This window comes from Streptomyces sp. NPDC047981, assembly GCF_040653315.1.
Taxonomy (GTDB): Bacteria; Actinomycetota; Actinomycetes; order Streptomycetales; family Streptomycetaceae; genus Streptomyces.
Map to the genome: position 1 here is coordinate 71,019 of NZ_JBEZNQ010000026.1, position 22,493 is coordinate 93,511.

A 22,493-nucleotide genomic window follows, 5' to 3' on the forward strand; every position below is an offset into this window, starting at 1 on the left:
GGGGGCTGAAAGGGTCAGAAGCGGCCGCCGCCGCCCAGTCGGCCCCGGGTTCCCCCGCCTCCGAAACTGCCGGGTCCGCCACCGAACCCGCCCCCGCCGAAACCTCCGCCGAAACCCCCGCCATGACCCCCGCCTCCCCTTCCTCCGCCGAACAGTCCGCCGAGGATGATGCCGCCGAGCACCGCTCCGCCGAGCCCGCCGCCGCCACCTCCCACCCCTGTTACACCGCCCAGGCCGTTCGGGTTCCCATACGTACGGACGTCCTGCTCGGCGAGCTCCTGCGCGCGCCGGGCCAGCGCGTCGGCCTGCTGGGCCTCGGCGAGCGCGGACTGCGGGTCCTCGGCGGCCTCGAGGGCCTTGGCCTTCTCCAGCCGCCGCTGCGCCTCGGCCAGCCGGGTCCTGGCCTCGCTGCCCACGGCGCCGCGGTGGGTCGTGACATAGTCGGCGGCCGCTCCGATCGCGGAGCGGGCGGTCAGCATCGCCTGGTCGAGGAGCGCGCGGGCGCGCCGCGTGCCCGATTCGCGCTCCCGTGCGCCGGCCAGCGCCTCGTCGAGCACGGCGTCCGCCTCCTCGACGCGCCGCAGCGCGTCGAGCGGGTCGTAGCGGCCGGCGTCGACCGCCCGCCGTACGTCGGCGACGACCGACTCCGCCCGGGCGATGCGGCCCTGGAGGTCGGCGGTGGAGACGCCCTCGGCGGTGCCCTGGAGCAGGCCGCGGGCGTCGGCGAGGTCCGCCTCCGTCTCGGAGAGCGCGGTCGGCAGCTTGCCGACGGCCTCGGCCAGCTCCAGCGCCCGCCGGTCCACGGCCTCGCTCAGCCGGGCCGCCTGGTCGACGGCGCCCTCGGCCGCCCGGATGTGGACCGCCGCCGCGCCGTTGTCGCCGGAGTCGACGGCCTGCCGGGCCTGGTTCAGATGCGTGGTGGCGAACACCAGCCGGTCCTTGGCCTGTTCCACGTCGCCCGCGACGGGGGAGGCGGCCGACTCGGCGTACCGCTCCCGCATCGCGGTGAGCGCAGCCTCCGCCGTGCTGACCCGCCCGGTCTGGTCGCGGAAGGCGGCCTCCGCGTGCGCGAGGGCGTCGGGGGCGTTGCGCTCCAGGGCCCGGAGCCGGTCGAAGTCCTCCGACTCCGCGTCGAGCCGGGTGTTCGCCTCGCCGCAGCGCCGGACGATCTCGTCCAGCATCGAGCGGCGGGTCGCGTCGTCCTCGGGGAAGGCGTCGTCGAGCTTCTGCCGCAGTCGGAACGCGGCCGTCAGCTCCTCCTTCGCGAACGCCACGGCGTCGGTGAACGGCCGGGCGGCCTCCTCGCCGAACTGGGCGGTCGCGAAGCCGAGTTCCTCCTGGCTCGTGCGGACGGCGTCGTCCGTGTCGACAAGGGCCTGCCGTGCCTGCTTGTCCAGCTCCTCCAGCGGGAGCTGCGCCGGCTCCTTCGGGGTGCCCCAGCCCGGCCCCGCCTGCGGCTTCGCACCGCCGCCACCGCCGGAGCGGGCCCCGCGCCGCCGCCGGGTCCAGGCGTAGGCCGCGACGGCGCCCGCCCCGCCGACGAGGACGACGGGGAGGACGAGGTCGGTCCCCGAGGTGCCCTCGTCCGCGGCGCCGCCGGGATCGGCGGGGCCGGGGGTGATCGTGGGAGTGGGGACGGGCTGTCCGGCGAGCACGGCGGCGTAGCCGTTCGCCGCGCCGATCGCGGCGCCCGCCCAGTCGTTCTGCCGCAGCGCGGGCTCGATGGCGGTCCTGGCGACGTCGTCGAGCTGGGCCTGGGTGAACCGGGAGTCGGGGTCGGCGGAGTAGCCGTACTGCCGGTCGTGCGTGGCCACCGCGAGCAGGACGTCGTCGACGCCGAGCCCGTTGCGCTCGGCGGTGGCGTCGGCCCAGCTCTGGCCCGAGCGGCCGGAGAAGTCCCGTACGTACACGACGAAGAGCTGCAATCGGCGGTCGTCGTAGAGCTGGTCGAGTGCCTCGGCGACCGCGCCGCGGCGGTCGCCGAGGGCGCCCACCGTGTCGGTGATCTGACCGTCGCGGGAGAGGACGACGGGGTCGTCGGCCCGGGCACCGTGCACGGCCGGCACGACCAGCCACCACGCCGCCACCAGTATCGCGAGAAGGGCTCGGGTGGCTGTTCGCGTCACAGGGGGAGGTTATGTCCCGATCTGCCCCTTCGCGACCGGGCGGCGGGAGTGGGCGGAAACCATTCTCCACAGCCTCGCGTCACTGTCGGTAGCCGCCGCTACGGTGGTGCTCACGTAACGAACACGATCTTGGGGGCTCGGGTGGACGGTTGCGTACGACGCTGGTGGCGGCGGGGGCGCTGGGTCGCGCTCGGCCTGGCCCTGCTCCTGCTCCTGCCGACGGCGGGCAGCGCGCTCGCGCTGCGCCTCAACTACACGGGCGACCTCCGCGAAGGGACGAAGACCCGGGGCAAGGACGCGATCTGGCTCGGCCACGCGTGGGTCGACGGCCGCAAGAAGGACGCCGACCTCGCCGCGCTCGCCGCCCGGATCAAGGGGACGGGGATACGGGACCTGTACGTCCACGCGGGCCCGCTGGAGCACGACGGCACCCTGCCCGCCGCGCGCTATCCCCGCGCCGCGTGGCTGATCGACGCCGTCCACAGGACGATGCCCGGCATACGGGTGCACGCCTGGCTCGGCGACATCCTGGCCACCGAGGGTCCCGAGGGGCTGCGCCTGGAGGACGCGGCCTCGCGGGCGGCCGTCGTGGGCTCGGCCCGGCAGATCCTCGACGCCGGTTTCGACGGGGTCCACTTCGACCTGGAGCCGCTGCTCTCGGACGACGCGCACTACCTGTCCCTCCTCGATGACCTCGGCGAGCTGACCAGGGCCCGCAAGGCCCCGCTCTCCGTGGCCGCCCACCAGATCGACCCGCTGCCCGCCCTGCACTCGGTTAACGGCGCGGTGAGCGGCAGCGAGAAGTGGTGGTCGCAGGAGTTCTTCGGCCAGGTCGCCCGCAGGGTCGACCAGATAGCCGTCATGTCCTACGACACCTGGATGCCGCTGGAGGGCATGTACGGCGGGTACGTGGCCCAGCAGACCAGCCTCGCCCTGGAGGTCACCCCCGAGACGACCGACCTGCTGATGGGCCTGCCGTTCTTCCACGAGGACGACCTGGGCCACCACGACTCGGCGGAGACCGTCGCGGCCGCGATCCGCGGCACCAGGCTCGGCCTGGGCCGCACGGACCACGACCGCGAGCGGTTCGGGGTCGCGCTCTACGTCGACTTCGCCGCGAAGGAGAAGGACTGGGCGTCGTACCGCCGCGACTGGCACTGACCGCCGCGCCCGGGATGGCAGACCGAGCCCGCGCCGGGGCCTTACGTCGGCCCCGGCCGCGCCGCGTGGCCGCGCCGACTGCGCGCCGCGAGCCCCGCGCCGACTGCGCGCCGCGAGCCCCGCGCCGACTGCGCGCCGCGAGCCCCGCGCCGACTACGCGCCGCGTCGCCGGATCTTGTTGCCGAGCCACACCAGAGGGTCGTACGAGCGGTCCACGACCCGCTCCTTCAGGGGGATCAGCGCGTTGTCGGTGATCTTGATGCCCTCGGGGCACACCTCCGTGCAGCACTTGGTGATGTTGCAGTAGCCGAGCCCGTGCTCCTCCTGTGCCGTCCGCTTCCGGTCGAGTCCGGTCTCGGCCGCCGCGTCCAGCGGGTGCATGTCCAGCTCGGCGACGCGCATCAGGAAGCGCGGCCCGGCGAACGCCGGCTTGTTCTCCTCGTGGTCGCGCACCACATGGCAGGTGTCCTGGCACAGGAAGCACTCGATGCACTTGCGGAACTCCTGCGAGCGCTCCACATCCATCTGCCGCATCCGGTACTCGCCCGGAGCCACCCCCTCCGGCGGCACGAAGGCCGGGATCTCCCGCGCCTTCGTGTAGTTGAAGGACACGTCCGTCACCAGATCCCGCACCACGGGGAAGGCCCGCAGCGGGGTGATCGTCAGTGTCTCGGCCCGGTCGAAGACCGACATCCGGGTCATGCACATCAGCCGGGGCCGCCCGTTGATCTCGGCGGAGCACGAACCGCACTTGCCCGCCTTGCAGTTCCACCGCACGGCGAGGTCCGGGGCCTGGGTCGCCTGCAGCCGGTGGACGATGTCGAGGACCACCTCGCCGTCGTGCACCTCGACCGTGAAGTCCGTCAGCTCCCCGCCGTCGGTGTCGCCCCGCCACACCCTGAAGTGCGCGTCATAGGTACTCACTCGTACAGCTCCTCCTCGGCGAGGTACTTGACCAGCTCCTCCTTCTCGAACAGCGCGAGGAGGTCCGGACGGATGGGTTCCGTACGTGTCCGTTCGAGCGCGATGCCGTGCTCGTCGTCGCCCGCGGGAGCCGGGTGGCAGAGCAGGTTCACCGGTCGCCACGCCCGGTCCATCGAAGGGTGGTCCTCGCGGGTGTGCCCGCCCCTGCTCTCGGTGCGCTCCAGCGCCGCGCGGGCCACGCACTCGCTGACGAGCAGCATGTTCCGCAGATCGAGCGCCAGGTGCCAGCCGGGGTTGAACTGCCGGTGTCCCTCGACCCCGGCCCGCCGTGCCCGGACGCGCAGCTCGGCGATCCGCTCCAGGGCCTCGGCCATCTCGCCCTCCCGCCGGATGATCCCGACGAGGTCGTTCATCGTCTGCTGGAGCTCCTGGTGCAGGGTGTACGGGTTCTCGGCGGAGGGTTCCTCCGCCGCGCCGAACGGCGCCAGGGCCTCGGCGGCGGCCGCCTCGATCCCCGCCTCCGCGACCGCCGTGTGCGGGGCGGACGCCGCGTACTCCGCCGCGTGCCAGCCCGCCCGCCGCCCGAAGACCAGCAGGTCGGAGAGGGAGTTGCCGCCGAGCCGGTTGGACCCGTGCATCCCGCCCGCGACCTCGCCCGCCGCGAAGAGCCCCGGCACGCCCGCGGTCGCCGCCGTGTCCGAGTCGACCGCGACGCCGCCCATCACGTAGTGGCAGGTCGGCCCGACCTCCATCGCCTCCGCCGTGATGTCGACATCCGCAAGCTCCTTGAACTGGTGGTACATCGAGGGCAGCCGCCGTTTGATCACCTCGGCCGGCATCCGGGTCGACACATCGAGGAACACCCCGCCGTGCGGGGAGCCGCGCCCCGCCTTCACCTCGGCGTTGATGGCCCGCGCCACCTCGTCGCGCGGCAGCAGCTCGGGCGGACGCCGGTTGTTGTCCGGGTCCTCGTACCAGCGGTCGCCCTCCGCCTCCGACTGCGCGTACTTCTCCTTGAAGACGTCCGGGATGTAGTCGAACATGAACCGCTCGCCCTCGGAGTTGCGCAGCACCCCGCCGTCCCCGCGCACCGACTCGGTGACGAGGATCCCCTTCACCGAGGGCGGCCAGACCATCCCGGTCGGATGGAACTGCACGAACTCCATGTTCACCAGCGGCGCGCCCGCGAGCAGCGCGAGCGCGTGCCCGTCGCCCGTGTACTCCCAGGAGTTGGACGTCACCTTGAAGGACTTGCCGATCCCGCCGGTGGCGAGCACCACGGCCGGCGCCTCCAGGACGAAGAAGCGGCCGGTCTCCCGCTCGTAGCAGAACACGCCCGCCACCCGCCCGGACTCGTCCCGCAGCACCTGGGTGACCGTGCACTCCTGGAAGACCTTCAGCCGGGACTCGTACTCCCCGGTCTCCCGGAAGTCCTCCTGCTGCAGGGCGACCGTCTTCTGCTGGAGCGTGCGGATCAGCTCCAGACCGGTCCGGTCGCCCACGTGCGCGAGGCGCGGGTACTCGTGGCCGCCGAAGTTGCGCTGGGAGATCCGGCCGTCCGGTGTGCGGTCGAAGAGGGCGCCCCAGGTCTCCAGCTCCCAGACCCGGTCGGGCGCCTCGCGCGCGTGGAGCTCCGCCATCCGCCACTGGTTGAGGAACTTCCCGCCGCGCATGGTGTCGCGGAAGTGGACCTGCCAGCTGTCGTGCGGGTTGGCGTTGGCCATGGAGGCGGCGATGCCGCCCTCGGCCATCACCGTATGGGCCTTGCCGAACAGGGACTTGCAGATGACGGCCGTCCGCGCGCCCCGCTCGCGCGCCTCGATCGCGGCGCGCAGTCCGGCGCCGCCCGCGCCGACCACGACCACGTCCCACTGCTGCCGGTCGACTCGCGTCATGTCAGAAGATCCTCGGGTCGTCGAAGGTGCCGGTGGCGAGCAGGTACACGTACAGGTCGCAGACCGCGACCGAGACCAGGGAGGCCCAGGCGAGCACCATGTGACGGGTGTTGAGCCGCCCGACGAAGCTCCACGCGCGATAGCGCACCGGGTGCTTCGAGAAGTGCTTGAGCCGCCCGCCGACGATGTGCCGGCAGGAGTGGCAGGAGAGTGTGTACGCCCAGATCAGCACGGTGTTGACCAGGAAGATCACGGTTCCGAGACCCGCGTGGCCCCACGCGTAGGTGGAGTCCCGGAAGGTCAGCACGGCGTCGTACGTGAGGATCGCGGCGACCGGGAGAGCGGCGTAGAAGAAGTACCGGTGGATGTTCTGCAGGATCAGCGGGAAGCGGGTCTCGCCGGTGTACGTCGCGTGCGGCTCGGCGACCGCGCAGGCCGGCGGAGAGGCCCAGAAGCCCCGGTAGTACGCCTTGCGGTAGTAGTAGCAGGTCAGCCGGAAGCCGAGCGGGAAGACCAGGATCAGCAGAGCGGGGGAGAGGCCCCACCAGCTGCCGACGATCTCCCAGTTGGGGCCGCCCTTCATCGGGACGCAGTTCTCGGCGAGGCAGGGCGAGTAGAACGGCGAGACGTAGGGGGCCGCGTAGTAGTCGCTGTTGGCGAAGGCGCGCCAGGTGGAGTAGACGACGAAGGCGAGCAGCCCGGCGGCGGTGGCGGCGGGCGCCAGCCACCAGCGGTCGGTCCGGAGGTGGCGCGGCGCGATGGCCGCACGGGAAGGGGAGTGCACGCCGGTGGCGCGCACCCCCCTTCCGGTGGACGGCGGTTCGGTTCCTGTGGCCAAGATCGGTCTCCTGGGTCCGGATCTCCTGGGACGCGTTCCGACGGTCGGTCTCCTCAGGGCCCTGGAGGCACTGAGGGCGGTCGGTCGTTCCTAGGGCGCGTGCCGGTCGCGGGCTCCCAGGCCCTCGTCGTCCGAGTCCGTCCACAGCCCGCTGTCGTAGGGGGTGTCGGGGATCGTCACCAGGTTCTCGGGGCGGCTCTGGGGTGGTCCCGAGGTGACGCCCTTCTCCGCCGCGATGCTGCGTTCCAGTTGTCCGACCGTGCGGACCAGGTCTTCCAGACAGCCCTTGACGGCCGCCAAATCGTCCTGAAGGGACATGGGTTGCCCTCACTTCCGCGAGTGCGGGTGGCGAACACGCGATGGGGGGAGAGTGTCGCGCGTCACACCCCGCTTGTGAAGCCATGTGTACGGGATTCCACTCGTCCGGAGAGCGGTGCCGCCCGGCGGTTGGGCCGCACGGGTGGGTTTGCCCCGTCCTGCCGCCGTGTCGCCGTGGCCGGATCCGGTCCGTCCTTTTCAGTGTATGAGCAATAGGTGTGATCATCGCCAAATGCCATAAAACTGGACGAAGGGGTACAAGTCATGTCCCAGGTCGGCGCCCCTCGCGGGAGGACATGCTCCAGGAGCCCCCGCTCCCGCACGCTCCGCTCCGTCGCCACGCTCACCAGCGCCGTGCTCGCCATCTCCGTCCTGGCCGGATGCAGCTCCGCCGACGAATTGGACGAGGCCGCGCCGGCCGTGCCCGACCACGCGCCCGCCGCGCGCGACCAGGTGCAGGACGGCGCCACGCTGAACTGGGCCGTGGACGCGATGCCCGCCACCCTCAACGCCTTCCAGGCCGACGCCGACGGCGCCACCTCCCGCATCGCCGGAGCGGTCCTGCCCGCGCTCTACACCCTCGACGAGCGCGGCCGGCCGCAGCGCAACCCGGACTACCTGGAGTCCGCGCAGGTCGTCGAGACGGAGCCCAAGCAGGTCGTCCTCTACAAGCTCAACCAGCAGGCGGTGTGGAGCGACGGCCGCGAGATCGGCGCCCCCGACTTCGTCGCCCAGTGGCGAGCCCTGAACGGTCGCGACACCGCGTACTGGACCGCCCGCAACTCCGGCTACGAGCGGATCGAGAAGATCGAGCGCGGCAAGAACGACCTGGAGGTACGGGTCACCTTCGGCAAGCCGTACGCCGACTGGCAGTCCCTCTTCACCCCCCTCTACCCGAAGGAGGTGATGGGCTCCCCGAGCTCCTTCAACGACGGTGCGCGGACCACCCTCAAGGCAACTGCAGGACCGTTCCTGCTCAAGGCCTCGGACGCCACGGCCGGCACGGTCACCCTCACCCGCAACCCCCGCTGGTGGGGCCAGAGCGCCAAGCTCGACCAGCTCGTCCTGAAGGCCGTCGCACGCCAGGACCGCGTCGCCGCGCTCGCCGCCGGCACCCTCGACCTGGCCGAGATCGACCGGTCGGCCGCCGACCGCATCGCGCTCGCCGTGAAGGACGCCCGCGCCGGCCAGGGCGGCTCACAGGTCCTCTCGCACGGGCCGAGCGCGGCGATCACCCCGTCGGCGGCCCTGAAGTCCTGGGCGCTGGCCAACGGCTCCGACGAGAAGAAGGCGGAGACCGTCCGGGCCGCGCGCGAGAAGAACCAGAAGGCCATCGACCAGTACGCGGCGGAGCAGAAGGCGCTCGGCAAGCTGGTCGTCCGCAAGTCGCTGGAGCCCGCGTACACCCAGCTCTCCCTGAACGGTGAGAACGGCCCGCTCGCCGACGAGCGGGTGCGGCGGGCGGTGGCGCGCGCGCTCGACCGTCGGGAACTGGCCGAATCCGTACTCAAGCCGCTGGGGCTGCCGGCCGACCCCCCGGGCAGCCACCTGGCCCTGGCGGGGCAGGCGGCGTACGCGGACAGCAGTGACGCGCTCGGCGACCAGGACACCAACGAGGCGCGCGCGCTGCTCGCGGACGCCGGGTGGGTGCCGGGAGGCGCCGCGAAGAAGCCCGCCGGGACCAAGGCCGGCAGCGAGGCCGTGGAGAAGGGCGCCGGCTCCGAGAAGCAGACGGAGGCGGACAAGAAGACCGACGCCGACAAGAAGACGGGCGCCGACAAGAAGACGGGCGCCGAAGAGAAGACGAAGACCGACGCCGAGAAGAAGACGTCCGACAAGGCGGCGAAGCCCGACGCCGACGTCGCCTCCAGCGACGGCCTCTACATCGTCGGCGACGACAAGCCGGGCGGCACCGCCGCCCGCGACGACGGCAAGGCCCCCGAGCCCGTGATCGGCGCCGGTGGCCCCGAGAACGGCACCCACATCCTCGCCCCCGCCGCGGGCGCGGCCCTCGAGAACATGGCCCTGCTGCGCCAGGCCGCCCTGCTCGACGCCGGCGCGGGCGCCGAGGCCAGGGGCCAGAACCCGGCCGTGGGCTCCGACAAGGGCGTCGCCGGGGCCTACGCCCCGCGCGGCACCGCCGCCCCCGCCGCGCCGGCCGCCGCCACCGGGGCCCTCGGCAAGGACGGCAAGCCGCTCAACCTGCGCTTCGTCCTGCCCTCGGGCCCCGGCTCCGAGTCGCTCCGCGCGGTCGGGGACAAGATCGTCCGGATGCTCGACGCGATCGGTATCCGTACGGAGATCACCAAGGTCGCCGACGAGAGCTTCTTCAAGGACCACGTCGCGGCAGGCGACTACGACCTCGCCCTCTACTCCTGGCCCGCCTCCGCCTTCCCGGCGACCGACGCCCGGCCGATCTTCGCCAAGCCGGAGCCCGCCTCGGACGGCTCACTCCTGGTCGAGCAGAACTACGCCCGCGTCGGGACGGACCGTATCGACCAATTGTTCGACCAGGCGGTGGCCACCCTCGACGAGGAGGAGGCCCGCGAGCTCGTCCGCCAGGCCGACGCCCGGATCTGGGCGGCCGCCGGCTCGATCCCCCTCTACCAGCGCCCCCAGCTGGTGGCGGCCAAGCCCGGCCTCGTGAACGCGGGCGCCTGGGGCTTCGCCACCCCCCGCTACCAGGACATCGGCTTCAAGAAGCCGGAGTCCGCGAAGGGTGCCGAGCGCAACGTCGAGAAGTAGCGACGAAGCAGCGAAGAGGCGCGACATCAAGAAGTGGCGAAGAAGCGGCGAAGGAGCGGCGAAGGAGCCGCGAAGAAGTCGCCAAGACCGGCGAAACCGCAGGTCGCAACCTCAGAAGCCGCTCAAGTTCCTTGCCCGCCGGTCTCCCCGGCGGGCAGGATCGCGTCCGGCCCCTTGACCCGGCCGGCTCCGCACGCGCAGCCCCCACTCTCGATCTGCGCGACGCTCGCACTCCCCACGCGTCACACCGCTCCACGGAGGCATCGAACCTCCCAGTAGACCCTCTCGAATCCGGGCGGGGAAGCCCCTTGCACGGCGGCCCCGTACCATAGGACATAGCCGTGGCGCGTCCGCCCGGCGGGCGTAAGAGGAACAGACGCCGCATCCCACGATCCGAGAGAAGCGCAAGCACCCATGCCCACGCGCCACGACATCCGTAACGTCGCCATCGTCGCCCACGTCGACCACGGCAAGACGACCATCGTCGACGCCATGCTCAAGCAGGCCGGTGCCTTCGCCGCCCACCAGCAGCTCGACGACCGCATGATGGACTCGAACGACCTGGAGCGTGAGAAGGGCATCACGATCCTCGCCAAGAACACGGCGGTGAAGTATCACCCCAAGGACGGCGGCGCCCCGATCACGATCAACATCATCGACACCCCCGGCCACGCCGACTTCGGTGGCGAGGTCGAGCGTGGTCTGTCGATGGTCGACGCGGTCGTCCTCCTCGTCGACGCCTCCGAGGGCCCGCTGCCGCAGACCCGCTTCGTGCTCCGCAAGGCCCTCCAGGCCCGGATGCCCGTCATCCTCTGCATCAACAAGACGGACCGCCCGGACTCCCGGATCGACGAGGTCGTCAACGAGACGTACGACCTCTTCCTCGACCTGGACGCGGACGAGGACCAGATCGAGTTCCCGATCGTCTACGCCTGCGGCCGTGACGGCATCGCCTCGCTGACCAAGCCGGAGGACGGCACCGTCCCCGCCGACAGCGAGAACCTGGAGCCGTTCTTCTCCACCATCCTGGAGCACGTCCCGGCCCCGTCGTACGACGAGGCCGCGCCGCTGCAGGCCCACGTCACCAACCTCGACGCCGACAACTTCCTCGGCCGTATCGCGCTGCTCCGCGTCGAGCAGGGCGAGCTGCGCAAGGGCCAGACGGTCGCGTGGATCAAGCGTGACGGCACCATCTCGAACGTCCGCATCACCGAGCTGATGATGACCGAGGCGCTCACCCGCAAGCCCGCCGAGGTGGCCGGCCCCGGTGACATCTGCGCCGTCGCCGGTATCCCCGACATCATGATCGGCGAGACCCTGGCCGACCCGGAGAACCCGATCGCGCTGCCGCTCATCACGGTGGACGAGCCGGCCATCTCCATGGTCATCGGCACCAACACCTCCCCGCTGGTCGGCCGTGGCGGCAGCGGCAAGGGCGCGGACGCCAAGGCCGCGGTCAAGGACCGCAAGGTCACCGCGCGCCAGGTGAAGGACCGCCTGGACCGCGAGCTGATCGGTAACGTCTCGCTCCGCGTCCTCGACACCGAGCGCCCGGACGCCTGGGAGGTCCAGGGCCGTGGTGAGCTGGCGCTCGCCATCCTGGTCGAGCAGATGCGCCGTGAGGGCTTCGAGCTCACCATCGGCAAGCCGCAGGTCGTCACCAAGGACGTCGACGGCAAGGTCCACGAGCCGGTCGAGCGCATGACGATCGACGTGCCCGAGGAGCACATGGGCGCCGTCACCCAGCTCATGGGTGTCCGCAAGGGCCGCATGGACAACATGTCGAACCACGGCTCCGGCTGGGTGCGCATGGAGTTCGTCGTCCCGTCCCGCGGCCTCATCGGCTTCCGTACGGAGTTCCTGACCCAGACCCGCGGCACCGGCATCGGCCACTCGATCCACGAGGGCCACGAGCCGTGGTTCGGCACGCTCACCACCCGTAACAACGGCTCCCTGGTCGCCGACCGCGCGGGTTCGGTCACCGCCTTCGCGATGACCAACCTCCAGGAGCGCGGTGTCCTGTTCACCGACCCCGGCACCGAGGTGTACGAGGGCATGATCGTCGGCGAGAACTCGCGCTCCGACGACATGGACGTGAACATCACCAAGGAGAAGAAGCTCACCAACATGCGCTCCTCCTCGGCCGACTCCTTCGAGGCGATCGTGCCGCCGCGCAAGCTCTCCCTGGAGCAGTCGCTGGAGTTCTGCCGCGACGACGAGTGCGTCGAGGTGACCCCGGAGGCCGTCCGCATCCGCAAGGTCGTCCTGGACCAGAGGGAGCGCAGCCGCTCCGCCTCGCGCGCCAAGAACAGCTGACGCGCGCCAGGTTGCGGCCGGCGTACGCCATGTGAGGTCGGCGTACATCACGTACGGTCGGCGTACGCCGCGTACCGTCGGGGTACGCCGAGTACGGCTGACGTGATCCACAACCGTGTGATCTCGGTCGCCGACGCCGGCTGACATCGCATCAGACAGAGGCCCGGACCCCCGCAGACACTGTGGGGGTCCGGGCCTTTCGTCAAATCCATTTCATGGGCGGGGTGTCCGGATATCGGCCGTCGCTCTCCGGAACGTGTGTTAACGGTCCGTTTCGCGGGTGTCTGTCTGTGATCGCTTTGTCCGGATTTCGGTCTCATGACCCCTGGCGATGTTGTCAAAACGAGACCACTTAAGTGTGGTTTACGGCCCGGCCGTACTTAATAGTTGGCTGCATTGAGCTCGGGTCAATGGGTCACGCACTGTGGGGAGTGCCGACTCACGAGCACACTCGGGGCACATGGAGTGCAATGCCGTCAGGGGTGTCGGCGCACTCGGAGTGCCCTTCTTGTAGTGACAAGTGGACTCATGAGGAGGAACCCCATGCGCGGTGCCAAGAGCGCCAAGTGGGTAGTGGGCGCGACCATCGTGGCCCTGGCAGCGACCGCCTGTGGTGGCGGCAGTGGCAAGGACGACAGCGCCTCGAAGGAGAAGGGCAAGCCCGCGGGCTATGTCTCGATCGACGTCGGTGAGCCCCAGAAGCCGCTGATCCCGGCCGACACCAATGAGTCGCTCGGTAGCTACGTGATCCAGTCGATCTTCACCCAGCTCCTGGACTTCGACGCCCAGGGCAAGATCGTCTACACGAACGCCGAGTCGATCAAGACCACCGACTCGAAGACCTGGACGGTCAAGCTCAAGCCGGGCTGGAAGTTCCACGACGGCACCCCCGTCACGTCGGCGTCCTACGTCAAGGCGTGGAACTGGTACGCCAACATCGAGAACAAGCAGCAGAACGCCTTCTGGTTCGAGGACATCGCCGGCTACGCCGACGTCCACCCGGAGAAGGGTGCCCCGACCAAGAAGGAGATGTCGGGCCTGAAGGTCGTCGACGACACGACCTTCACGATCGAGCTGTCGAAGCCGGTCCCGTACTTCGAGTACAAGCTCGGCTACACCACCTGGGCCCCGCTGCCCGAGGTGTTCTACAAGGACACCAAGGCCTTCGGCCAGGCGCCGGTCGGCAACGGTCCCTACGTCTTCGAGAAGTGGGACCACAAGAAGCTCATCCAGGTCAAGGCCAACCCTGACTACCAGGGCCCGAACAAGGCCAAGAACAAGGGTGTCCTCTTCAAGAACTACGCGACCGTCGAGGCCGCGTACCAGGACCTCCTCTCCGGCAACCTGGACATGATCCGCCAGGTCGGCCCGAAGGACCTGCCGAAGTACAAGCAGGACCTCGGTGACCGCGCGGTCGAGCAGCCGTACGCGGCCATCCAGAGCCTCGTCCCGACCTTCTACTCGAAGACCTTCAAGGGCATCAACCCGAAGGTCATCCAGGGTCTGTCGATGGCGATCGACCGGGACACGATCACGAAGACCGTGCTCAACGGCACCCGCCAGCCCGCCACCAGCTTCATCCCGCAGGGTGTCGCCGGTAAGCAGGACCTCGGCAGCGACGTCTTCAAGTTCAACCCGGCCAAGGCCAAGCAGCTCGTCACCGAGGGCGGCGGCGTTCCGGACAACAAGATCTGGATCCAGTACAACGCCGACGGTGGCCACAAGGAGTGGATCACGGCCGTCTGCGAGTCGATCCGCAACTCCACCGGTGTGGACTGCATCCCGGACGCCAAGCCGGACTTCCAGACCGACCTCGAGGCGCGCGACAACAACCAGGTCAAGGCCATGTACCGCGGTGGTTGGGTCGCCGACTACCCGGTGAACGTCAACTTCATGCGTGAGCTGTACGGCTCGACGGCCGAGGCGAACAACGGTCGCTTCTCGGACCCCGAGGTCGACGCCGCGTTCAAGAAGGGTGACAACGCCAAGTCCCTGGAAGAGTCGATCAAGCTCTACCAGGAGGCCGAGAAGCTCGTCCTCACGAAGATGCCGGCCATCCCGCTGTGGGAGTACAAGATCAACGGTGGTTACTCCGAGGCCGTCGAGAACGTGACCGTGGACTTCCACGGTGACTTCAACGTCTACGACGTGACCGTCAAGAAGTAACCAGCCCCAAGGGCCCACCCCACTCGGCCATCACCCGCCACCGCAACGGCGGTAGGTCCACGGGGCCGGTTCCCACATCCAAGGGAGCCGGCCCCGTGGGCTGCAGGTATTCATATCGGAGGCAAACATGGGGCGTTATGTCGCGCGGCGACTGCTCCAGATGATCCCGGTCTTCATCGGGTCAACCTTGCTGGTCTTCTCCATGATGTACGCGCTGCCCGGCGACCCCGTGCGCGCGCTCGCCGGAGAACAGACCGTCGACCCGGCGCAGATCGCTCAGATGAAGAAGGATCTCGGGCTCGACCAGCCGCTCCTCGTGCAGTACGGGACCTACCTCGTCAACCTGCTCCAGGGCGACTTCGGCACGCAGATCGCCAGTGGGCAACCGGTCGCGGACATCATCGCGGACGCGTTCCCCATCACGATCCGACTCACCCTGTTCGCCTTCACGTTCACCGCGCTCGTCGGTATCTCCCTGGGCGTCTTCGCCGGGCTGAAGGCCGACACGCTCCGGGACCGCGGTCTGCTGGTCCTGACCCTGCTCCTGATCTCCGTCCCCTCGTTCGTCCTCGGCTTCCTGGCGCAGTACTTCTTCGCGCACCAGCTCGGCTGGGTCGACCCGAACGTCAGCGCCGTGGCGGACTGGAACGAACTCGTCCTGCCGGCCATCGTGCTCGGTTCGCTGTCGCTGGCGTACGTCGCCCGCCTCACGCGTACCTCGATCGCCGAGAACCTGCGCTCCGACTACATGCGCACCGCGGTGGCCAAGGGCCTGCCGCGCCGCCGCATCATCGGTGTCCACCTGATGCGCAACTCGATGATCCCCGTCGTCACCTTCCTCGGCACCGACATCGGCGCCCTGATGGGCGGCGCGGTCGTCACCGAGGGCATCTTCAACGTCCAGGGCGTCGGCTACAACGTCTTCTCCGCGCTGAAGCACCGTGAGGGCGCCACCGTCGTGGGCATCGTGACCCTGATCGTGGTCGTCTATCTCGTCGCCAGCCTGCTCGTCGACCTGCTCTACGCGGTCCTGGACCCGAGGATCCGTTATGCCTGAGGCACTCAAGGAAGCTGTCGCCGGACAGACTTCGGCGGACGTGTCCGCCGCGCAGCCCGTCGAGAAGCAGGAGAAGCCGCGCAGTCTCTGGTCGGACGCCTGGCACGACCTGCGCCGCAACCCGATCTTCGTGATCTCCGCGGTCCTCATCGCGGTCCTGCTGACCATGGCCGTCTTCCCGGGCCTGTTCACCAGCGCGGACCCGCGTCACGCGGACCTCGCCAAGCACTACCTCCAGCCGCCGAACTGGGGCTCCTTCTTCAAGGAGGACTGGTTCGGTTACGACATCCAGGGCCGCTCGATCTACGCGCGTGTCATCTACGGTGCCCGCGCCTCGATCGCCGTCGCCGTCGTCGTCACCGTGCTGGTCACCGTGCTGGGCACGATCGTCGGCATGCTCGCCGGCTACTTCGGCGGCTGGCTGGACACGATCCTGTCCCGCGTCACCGACATCTTCTTCGGCGTCCCCTTCATCCTCGGCGCGATGGTCGTCCTGACCTCGTTCGAGGAGCGCAAGCTCTGGGTCGTCATCCTGGCCCTGGCCTTCCTCGGCTGGACCCAGATCGCCCGTGTCGCCCGCGGCTCGGTCATCACCATCAAGAACGCGGACTACGTGATGGCGGCCAAGGCGCTCGGCGCCTCCACCTCGCGGATCCTGATGCGGCACATCCTGCCGAACGCCATCGCCCCGGTCATCGTCGTCGCCACCATCGCGCTCGGCGGCTACATCTCGGCCGAGGCCACGCTGTCCTTCCTCGGTATCGGTCTCGCCGAGCCCACCGTCTCGTGGGGCGTCGACATCTCGTCGGGCCAGGAGCAGCTGCGTAACGCCGCGTACGTCCTGATCATCCCGTCGGTCATGGTGTCGATCACCGTGCTGGCCTTCATCATGCTCGGCGATGCGGTGCGCAGCGCCCTCGACCCCAAGCTGCGCTGAGGAGGGCGTACAACGTGAGCATCATCGACAAGACCGCGAGCGTCCCCGCCCCGCGCGGCGGCGACGAGCACACCGGCCCGCTGCTCGAAGTCCGCGACCTGCACGTGGAGTTCCACACCCGCGACGGTGTGGCCAAGGCGGTCAACGGAGTCAACTACAGCGTGAACGCGGGCGAGACGCTCGCCGTGCTCGGCGAGTCCGGGTCCGGCAAGTCCGTCACCGCGCAGGCCGTCATGGGCATCCTCGACATGCCGCCCGGCAAGATCCCCAAGGGTGAGATCTTCTTCCGCGGCCAGGACATGCTGAAGATGTCCGACGAGGAGCGCCGGAAGATCCGCGGCCAGAAGATCGCGATGATCTTCCAGGACGCGCTGTCCTCCCTCAACCCGGTCCTCTCCGTCGGCTACCAGCTCGGCGAGATGTTCCGGGTGCACCAGGGCCTCTCCAAGAAGGACGCCAAGACCAAGGCCATCGAGCTGATGGACAAGGTCAAGATCCCGGCCGCCGCGGCCCGGGTGAACGACTACCCCCACCAGTTCTCCGGCGGTATGCGCCAGCGCATCATGATCGCCATGGCGCTCGCCCTGGAGCCGGACCTGATCATCGCGGACGAGCCCACCACGGCGCTCGACGTGACCGTCCAGGCCCAGGTCATGGACCTCCTCGCGGAGCTCCAGCGCGAGTACAACATGGGTCTGATCCTGATCACCCACGACCTCGGCGTGGTCGCCGACGTGGCGGACAAGATCGCGGTCATGTACGCGGGCCGGATCGTCGAGACCGCGCCCGTGCACGAGCTGTACAAGCGCCCGGCGCACCCGTACACCCGGGGTCTGCTCGACTCGATCCCGCGCCTGGACCAGAAGGGCCAGGAGCTGTACGCGATCAAGGGCCTGCCGCCCAACCTGCTTCGCGTGCCCACCGGCTGCGCCTTCAACCCGCGCTGCCCCAAGGCCGACGACATCTGCCGCACGGAGATCCCGGCGCTCGCGCCGGTCACCGAGCAGGACGGCACGGAGCTGCCCGGCCGCGGCAGCGCCTGCCACTTCTGGAAGGAGACGATCCATGGCTGAGCTCAGCAAGAAGGACGAGGCCGCGGACGCGACTCCGAACGTCACCGAGGTCGAGACGGTCGACGCCACCACCGAGGCGGAGGCCGTGGCCGCCATCGAGGCGCCCGTCGAGCGCGGTGAGCCGATCCTCCAGGTGCGCAACCTGGTCAAGCACTTCCCGCTGACCCAGGGCATCCTGTTCAAGAAGCAGGTCGGCGCGGTCAAGGCCGTGGACGGGGTCTCCTTCGACCTCTACCAGGGCGAGACCCTCGGCATCGTCGGCGAGTCCGGCTGTGGCAAGTCCACGGTCGCCAAGCTGCTGATGACGCTGGAGCGGGCGACCGCGGGCGAGGTCTTCTACAAGGGCCAGGACATCACCAAGCTGTCCGGCCGCGCGCTGAAGGCCGTCCGCCGGAACATCCAGATGGTGTTCCAGGACCCGTACACCTCGCTGAACCCGCGTATGACGGTCGGCGACATCATCGGTGAGCCCTTCGACATCCACCCCGAGGTGGCCCCGAAGGGCGACCGCCGGCGCCGGGTGCAGGAGCTGCTCGACGTCGTCGGTCTGAACCCCGAGTACATCAACCGCTACCCGCACCAGTTCTCCGGCGGTCAGCGCCAGCGCATCGGCATCGCCCGCGGCCTCGCGCTCAACCCGGAGATCATCATCTGCGACGAGCCGGTCTCGGCCCTGGACGTCTCCGTCCAGGCGCAGGTCATCAACCTGATGGAGAAGCTGCAGGACGAGTTCAACCTCTCCTACGTCTTCATCGCGCACGACCTGTCGATCGTCCGGCACATCTCGGACCGGGTCGGCGTCATGTACCTCGGCAAGATGGCCGAGATCGGTACGGACACGCAGATCTACGACCACCCGACGCACCCCTACACCCAGGCGCTGCTGTCGGCGGTCCCGGTCCCGGACCCGGACGCGCGCGAGGGCCGCGAGCGGATCATCCTCACCGGAGACGTCCCCTCGCCGGCCAACCCGCCGTCGGGCTGCCGCTTCCGCACCCGGTGCTGGAAGGTCCAGGACAAGTGCTCCACCGAGGTCCCGCTGCTCGCGATCCCGGAGCGCTTCCAGGGTGAGGACACCCCGGCCGCGCACGAGTCGGCCTGCCACTTCGCCGAGGAGAAGGACGTCATCCACGCGGCGTAGTTCTCCCGCAGTGCACCGAGGGCGCCCCGGCCGTCATGGCCGGGGCGCCCTCGCGTCTGTGCCCTCACGGGGTGTCGTCCGTGTTCTTACGGGTGTCGTAAAGGTGCATACCGTCCGCAGTCGGGTGATATTGGGGCTCTCGGTACAGACCCAGGATCCTCGGGAGGCACCTCATGCGCGGAGCCACGCACGCCAAGTGGGCCGCACTGGCCGTAGCCGTCGCCCTCACGGCCACGGCCTGCGGCGGCGGAGACGACGGCGGAGGCGGTGGCGCGGACGGCATCGTGAGCTCTTCGTGGGGCGACCCGCAGAACCCGCTGGAGCCCGCGAACACCAACGAGGTCCAGGGCGGCAAGGTCCTCTCCATGATCTTCCGGGGGCTCAAGCAGTACGACCCGAAGACCGGCGCGGCCAACGACATGCTCGCCGAGAAGATCGAGACCACGGACTCCACGAACTTCACCATCACCGTCAAGCAGGGCTGGACCTTCTCCAACGGCGAGGCGGTCACCGCGAACTCCTTCGTGGACGCCTGGAACTACGGCGCCAGTCTGAAGAACAACCAGAAGAACGCCTCCTTCTTCGGCCAGATCGAGGGCTACGACCAGGTCCACCCCGAGAAGGGTGAGCCGACCGCCGAGACGATGTCCGGCCTCAAGGTCGTCGACCCGCAGACCTTCACGGTCAAGCTCACCCAGAAGTTCTCCACCTGGCCCGACACCCTCGGCTACGCGGCGTTCGCCCCGCTTCCCCAGGCCTTCTTCGACGACCACGCGGCCTGGCTGAACAAGCCGATCGGCAACGGCCCGTACACCGTCTCCTCGTACGCCAAGGGCTCCCAGATGGAGCTGGTGCGCTGGGACGAGTACCCGGGCGACGACAAGGCGCAGAACGGCGGCGTGACCCTCAAGGTCTACACCGACAACAACACCGCCTACACCGACCTGACGGCCGGCAACCTCGACCTCGTCGACGACGTGCCCGCCTCGCAGCTGAAGAACGTCCAGGCGGACCTCGGCGACCGGTACATCAACGTCCCGGCCGGCATCATCCAGACCCTCGGCTTCCCCTTCTACGACCCGGCCTGGAACAAGCCGGGCCAGGAGAAGCTCCGGCAGGGCATCTCCCGGGCGATCAACCGCCAGCAGATCACCGACACCATCTTCCAGAAGACCCGCACCCCCGCCGTCGACTGGACCTCCCCGGTCCTCGGCGCGGACGGCGGCTTCAAGGACATCTGCGGCGACTTCTGCAAGTACGACCCGGCGGCGGCCAAGCAGCTGGTCCAGGAGGGCGGCGGCATCCCCGGCGGCACGATGAAGATCTCGTACAACGCCGACACCGGCTCCCACAAGGAGTGGGTGGACGCCGTCTGCAACTCCATCAACAACGCGCTGGGCAACAACACGGCCTGCGTCGGCAACCCGATCGGCACCTTCGCCGACTTCCGCAGCCAGGTCTCCACGCAGAAGATGCCCGGACCGTTCCGGGCCGGCTGGCAGATGGACTACCCGCTCATCCAGAACTTCCTCCAGCCGCTGTACTACACCGACGCCTCCTCCAACGACGGCAAGTACACCGACCCCGAGTTCGACAAGCTCGTCGACCAGGCCAACGCCGAGTCCGACATCGCCAAGGCGGTGGAGACCTTCCAGCAGGCCGAGGAGGTCCTGCGCGACGACATGGGCGCGATCCCGCTCTGGTACCAGAACGGCAGCGCCGGCTACTCCGACCGGGTCTCCAACGTGACCCTCAACCCCTTCAGCGTCCCGGTCTACGACCAGATCAAGGTCAACTGACGCAGCGCGTCGGCGTACGGCCCGGCCCGGCGTTGCTCTCCCGCGCGCCGGGCCGTGCGCCTACCCCACACCCCCGGAGCCCCTCATGGGTCGTTATGTGATCCGGCGTCTGCTGCAGATGATCCCGGTCTTCATCGGCGCCACCCTGCTGATCTTCCTGATGGTGAACGTGATGGGCGACCCCATCGCGGGCCTCTGCGGCGACCGCGCCTGCGATCCCGCGACCGCCGCCCAGCTGGAGAAGGAGTTCGGCCTCGACAAGCCCGTCTGGCAGCAATACCTGACCTACATGGGCAACCTGTTCACCGGCGACTTCGGTACGGCCTTCAACGGCCAGCCGGTGACCGAGCTGATGGCCAGCGCCTTCCCGGTCACCATCCGGCTCACCATCGTGGCGATCCTCTTCGAGATCGTCATCGGCATCAGCCTCGGCGTCCTCACCGGCCTCAAGCGCGGCCGCCCCGTCGACACCACCGTGCTGCTGCTGACCCTGGTCGTCATCTCGATCCCGACCTTCGTCACCGGTCTGCTGCTCCAGCTGCTCCTCGGCGTGAAATGGGGCTGGATCAAGCCCGCGGTCTCCTCGGACGCCACCTTCGACGAGCTGATCGTCCCCGGTCTCGTCCTCGCCTCCGTCTCCCTCGCCTACGTCACCCGGCTCACCCGGACCTCGATCGCGGAGAACAAGCGCGCCGACTACGTCCGTACGGCCGTCGCCAAGGGCCTGCCGCGCCACCGGGTCATCACCCGCCACCTGCTGCGCAACAGCCTCATCCCGGTGATCACCTTCATCGGCGCCGACATCGGCGCGCTGATGGGCGGCGCGATCGTGACCGAGCGGATCTTCAACATCCACGGCGTCGGCTACCAGCTCTACCAGGGCATCGTCCGGCAGAACACCCAGACCGTCGTCGGCTTCGTGACCGTCCTCGTCATCGTCTTCCTGGTGGCCAACCTCCTGGTCGACCTCCTGTACGCCGTCCTTGACCCGAGGATCCGCTATGCCTGAGCCCCTCACGCCGCATGAGCCGTTCGACGACGGGCGCGCCATCGACCACACCGGGGCGGGCGCCGGCACGGACCTCGCCATGGAGGAGGGCGAGTCACTGGAGAAGACCCCGGGCGGCCCTCTCGGCACCGGACCGGCCGGCAAGCCGCGCTCGCTCTGGTCCGACGCCTGGCACGACCTGCGCCGCAACCCGGTCTTCATCGTCTCCGGCCTGATCATCCTCTTCCTCGTGATCATCTCCATCTGGCCGTCCCTGATCGCCAGCGGAGACCCCCTCCAGTGCGACCTGTCCAAGGCCCAGGAGGGCTCCCAGCCCGGCCACCCCTTCGGCTTCAACGGCCAGGGCTGCGACGTGTACACCCGTACGGTCTACGGCGCCCGGACCTCCGTCTCCGTCGGCGTCCTCGCCACCCTCGGCGTCGCGCTCCTCGGCTCGCTGCTCGGCGGCCTCGCGGGCTTCTACGGCGGCGGCTGGGACGCGGTCCTCTCCCGGATCACCGACGTCTTCTTCGCCATCCCCGTCGTCCTCGGCGGCCTCGTCCTGCTGTCCGTCGTCACCAGCAACACCATCTGGCCCGTCATCGGCTTCATGGTGCTGCTCGGCTGGCCGCAGATCTCCCGCATCGCCCGCGGCTCCGTCATCACCGCCAAGCAGAACGACTACGTGCAGGCGGCGCGGGCGCTCGGCGCCTCCAACTCCCGGATGCTGCTGCGCCACATCGCGCCCAACGCCATCGCCCCGGTCATCGTCGTCGCGACCATCGCCCTCGGCACGTACATCTCCCTGGAAGCGACCCTGTCCTACCTCGGCGTCGGCCTGAAGCCGCCCACCGTCTCCTGGGGCATCGACATCTCCTCGGCCTCGCAGTACATCCGCAACGCCCCGCACATGCTGCTCTGGCCCGCCGGCGCGCTCGCCATCACCGTGCTCGCGTTCATCATGCTCGGCGACGCGGTGCGCGACGCCCTCGACCCGAAGCTGAGGTAG

Annotated in this window: 16 protein-coding genes; 11 read left to right on the forward strand and 5 right to left on the reverse strand. The window is 69.5% G+C overall.

Going from position 1 to position 22,493, the window contains the following annotated elements:
- Positions 1-14 precede the first annotated feature (14 nt).
- On the reverse strand, positions 15-2,126 hold the full coding sequence (locus AB0E14_RS17650; RefSeq protein ID WP_362418128.1) for a TPM domain-containing protein: 2,112 nt from the start codon (positions 2,124-2,126) through the stop codon (positions 15-17).
- Between the two features lie 141 nt (positions 2,127-2,267).
- Between AB0E14_RS17650 and AB0E14_RS17655 the strand changes: the two genes are divergently transcribed.
- Entirely contained in the window at positions 2,268-3,287 is a 1,020-nt protein-coding gene (locus AB0E14_RS17655; RefSeq protein ID WP_362418131.1) for a hypothetical protein, read from the forward strand.
- A 153-nt stretch (positions 3,288-3,440) separates the two neighbouring features.
- Here the strand turns inward: AB0E14_RS17655 and AB0E14_RS17660 are convergent, their stop codons facing one another.
- The 4 genes from AB0E14_RS17660 to AB0E14_RS17675 all read right to left on the reverse strand — a co-directional run bounded on the left by AB0E14_RS17660 (position 3,441) and on the right by AB0E14_RS17675 (position 7,262).
- Complete coding sequence (locus tag AB0E14_RS17660; protein ID WP_362418134.1) at positions 3,441-4,211, reverse strand: succinate dehydrogenase/fumarate reductase iron-sulfur subunit; 771 nt, start codon at positions 4,209-4,211, stop codon at positions 3,441-3,443.
- Entirely contained in the window at positions 4,208-6,106 is a 1,899-nt protein-coding gene (locus AB0E14_RS17665; RefSeq protein ID WP_362418137.1) for a fumarate reductase/succinate dehydrogenase flavoprotein subunit, read from the reverse strand. The genes AB0E14_RS17660 and AB0E14_RS17665 overlap by 4 nt, the downstream gene beginning before the upstream one ends.
- 1 nt (position 6,107) lies before the next feature.
- On the reverse strand, positions 6,108-6,944 hold the full coding sequence (locus AB0E14_RS17670) for a hypothetical protein (RefSeq protein ID WP_362418140.1): 837 nt from the start codon (positions 6,942-6,944) through the stop codon (positions 6,108-6,110).
- A gap of 90 nt (positions 6,945-7,034) precedes the next feature.
- A complete protein-coding gene (locus tag AB0E14_RS17675; protein WP_362418143.1) occupies positions 7,035-7,262 on the reverse strand; it encodes a hypothetical protein in 228 nt (75 codons plus the stop codon).
- Between the two features lie 264 nt (positions 7,263-7,526).
- Here AB0E14_RS17675 and AB0E14_RS17680 point away from each other — a divergent pair, with 264 nt between their 5' ends.
- The 10 genes from AB0E14_RS17680 (at position 7,527) to AB0E14_RS17725 (ending at position 22,493) form a co-directional block, all read left to right on the forward strand.
- Positions 7,527-10,007: an ABC transporter substrate-binding protein gene (locus AB0E14_RS17680; RefSeq protein WP_362418146.1), complete on the forward strand. Its 2,481-nt coding sequence runs from the start codon at positions 7,527-7,529 to the stop codon at positions 10,005-10,007.
- A gap of 414 nt (positions 10,008-10,421) precedes the next feature.
- Positions 10,422-12,323, forward strand: a complete 1,902-nt coding sequence (gene typA / locus AB0E14_RS17685) for a translational GTPase TypA (protein WP_362418149.1) — start codon at positions 10,422-10,424, stop codon at positions 12,321-12,323.
- Positions 12,324-12,866: 543 nt separating this feature from the next.
- Complete coding sequence (locus AB0E14_RS17690) at positions 12,867-14,489, forward strand: ABC transporter substrate-binding protein (protein ID WP_362418152.1); 1,623 nt, start codon at positions 12,867-12,869, stop codon at positions 14,487-14,489.
- A 127-nt stretch (positions 14,490-14,616) separates the two neighbouring features.
- Entirely contained in the window at positions 14,617-15,546 is a 930-nt protein-coding gene (locus AB0E14_RS17695; protein WP_362418155.1) for an ABC transporter permease, read from the forward strand.
- A complete protein-coding gene (locus tag AB0E14_RS17700; RefSeq protein WP_362418158.1) occupies positions 15,539-16,483 on the forward strand; it encodes an ABC transporter permease in 945 nt (314 codons plus the stop codon). The genes AB0E14_RS17695 and AB0E14_RS17700 overlap by 8 nt, the downstream gene beginning before the upstream one ends.
- Positions 16,484-16,497: 14 nt before the next feature.
- Positions 16,498-17,556: an ABC transporter ATP-binding protein gene (locus AB0E14_RS17705; RefSeq protein ID WP_362418161.1), complete on the forward strand. Its 1,059-nt coding sequence runs from the start codon at positions 16,498-16,500 to the stop codon at positions 17,554-17,556.
- Complete coding sequence (locus tag AB0E14_RS17710) at positions 17,549-18,697, forward strand: dipeptide ABC transporter ATP-binding protein (RefSeq protein ID WP_362418164.1); 1,149 nt, start codon at positions 17,549-17,551, stop codon at positions 18,695-18,697. The genes AB0E14_RS17705 and AB0E14_RS17710 overlap by 8 nt, the downstream gene beginning before the upstream one ends.
- Positions 18,698-18,870: 173 nt before the next feature.
- Complete coding sequence (locus AB0E14_RS17715) at positions 18,871-20,496, forward strand: ABC transporter substrate-binding protein (protein ID WP_362418167.1); 1,626 nt, start codon at positions 18,871-18,873, stop codon at positions 20,494-20,496.
- 85 nt (positions 20,497-20,581) lie between these two features.
- The gene (locus AB0E14_RS17720; protein WP_362418170.1) at positions 20,582-21,505 is read left to right on the forward strand and encodes an ABC transporter permease; all 924 of its coding nucleotides are present in this window, start codon (positions 20,582-20,584) and stop codon (positions 21,503-21,505) included.
- Positions 21,498-22,493, forward strand: a complete 996-nt coding sequence (locus AB0E14_RS17725) for an ABC transporter permease (protein WP_362418173.1) — start codon at positions 21,498-21,500, stop codon at positions 22,491-22,493. The genes AB0E14_RS17720 and AB0E14_RS17725 overlap by 8 nt, the downstream gene beginning before the upstream one ends.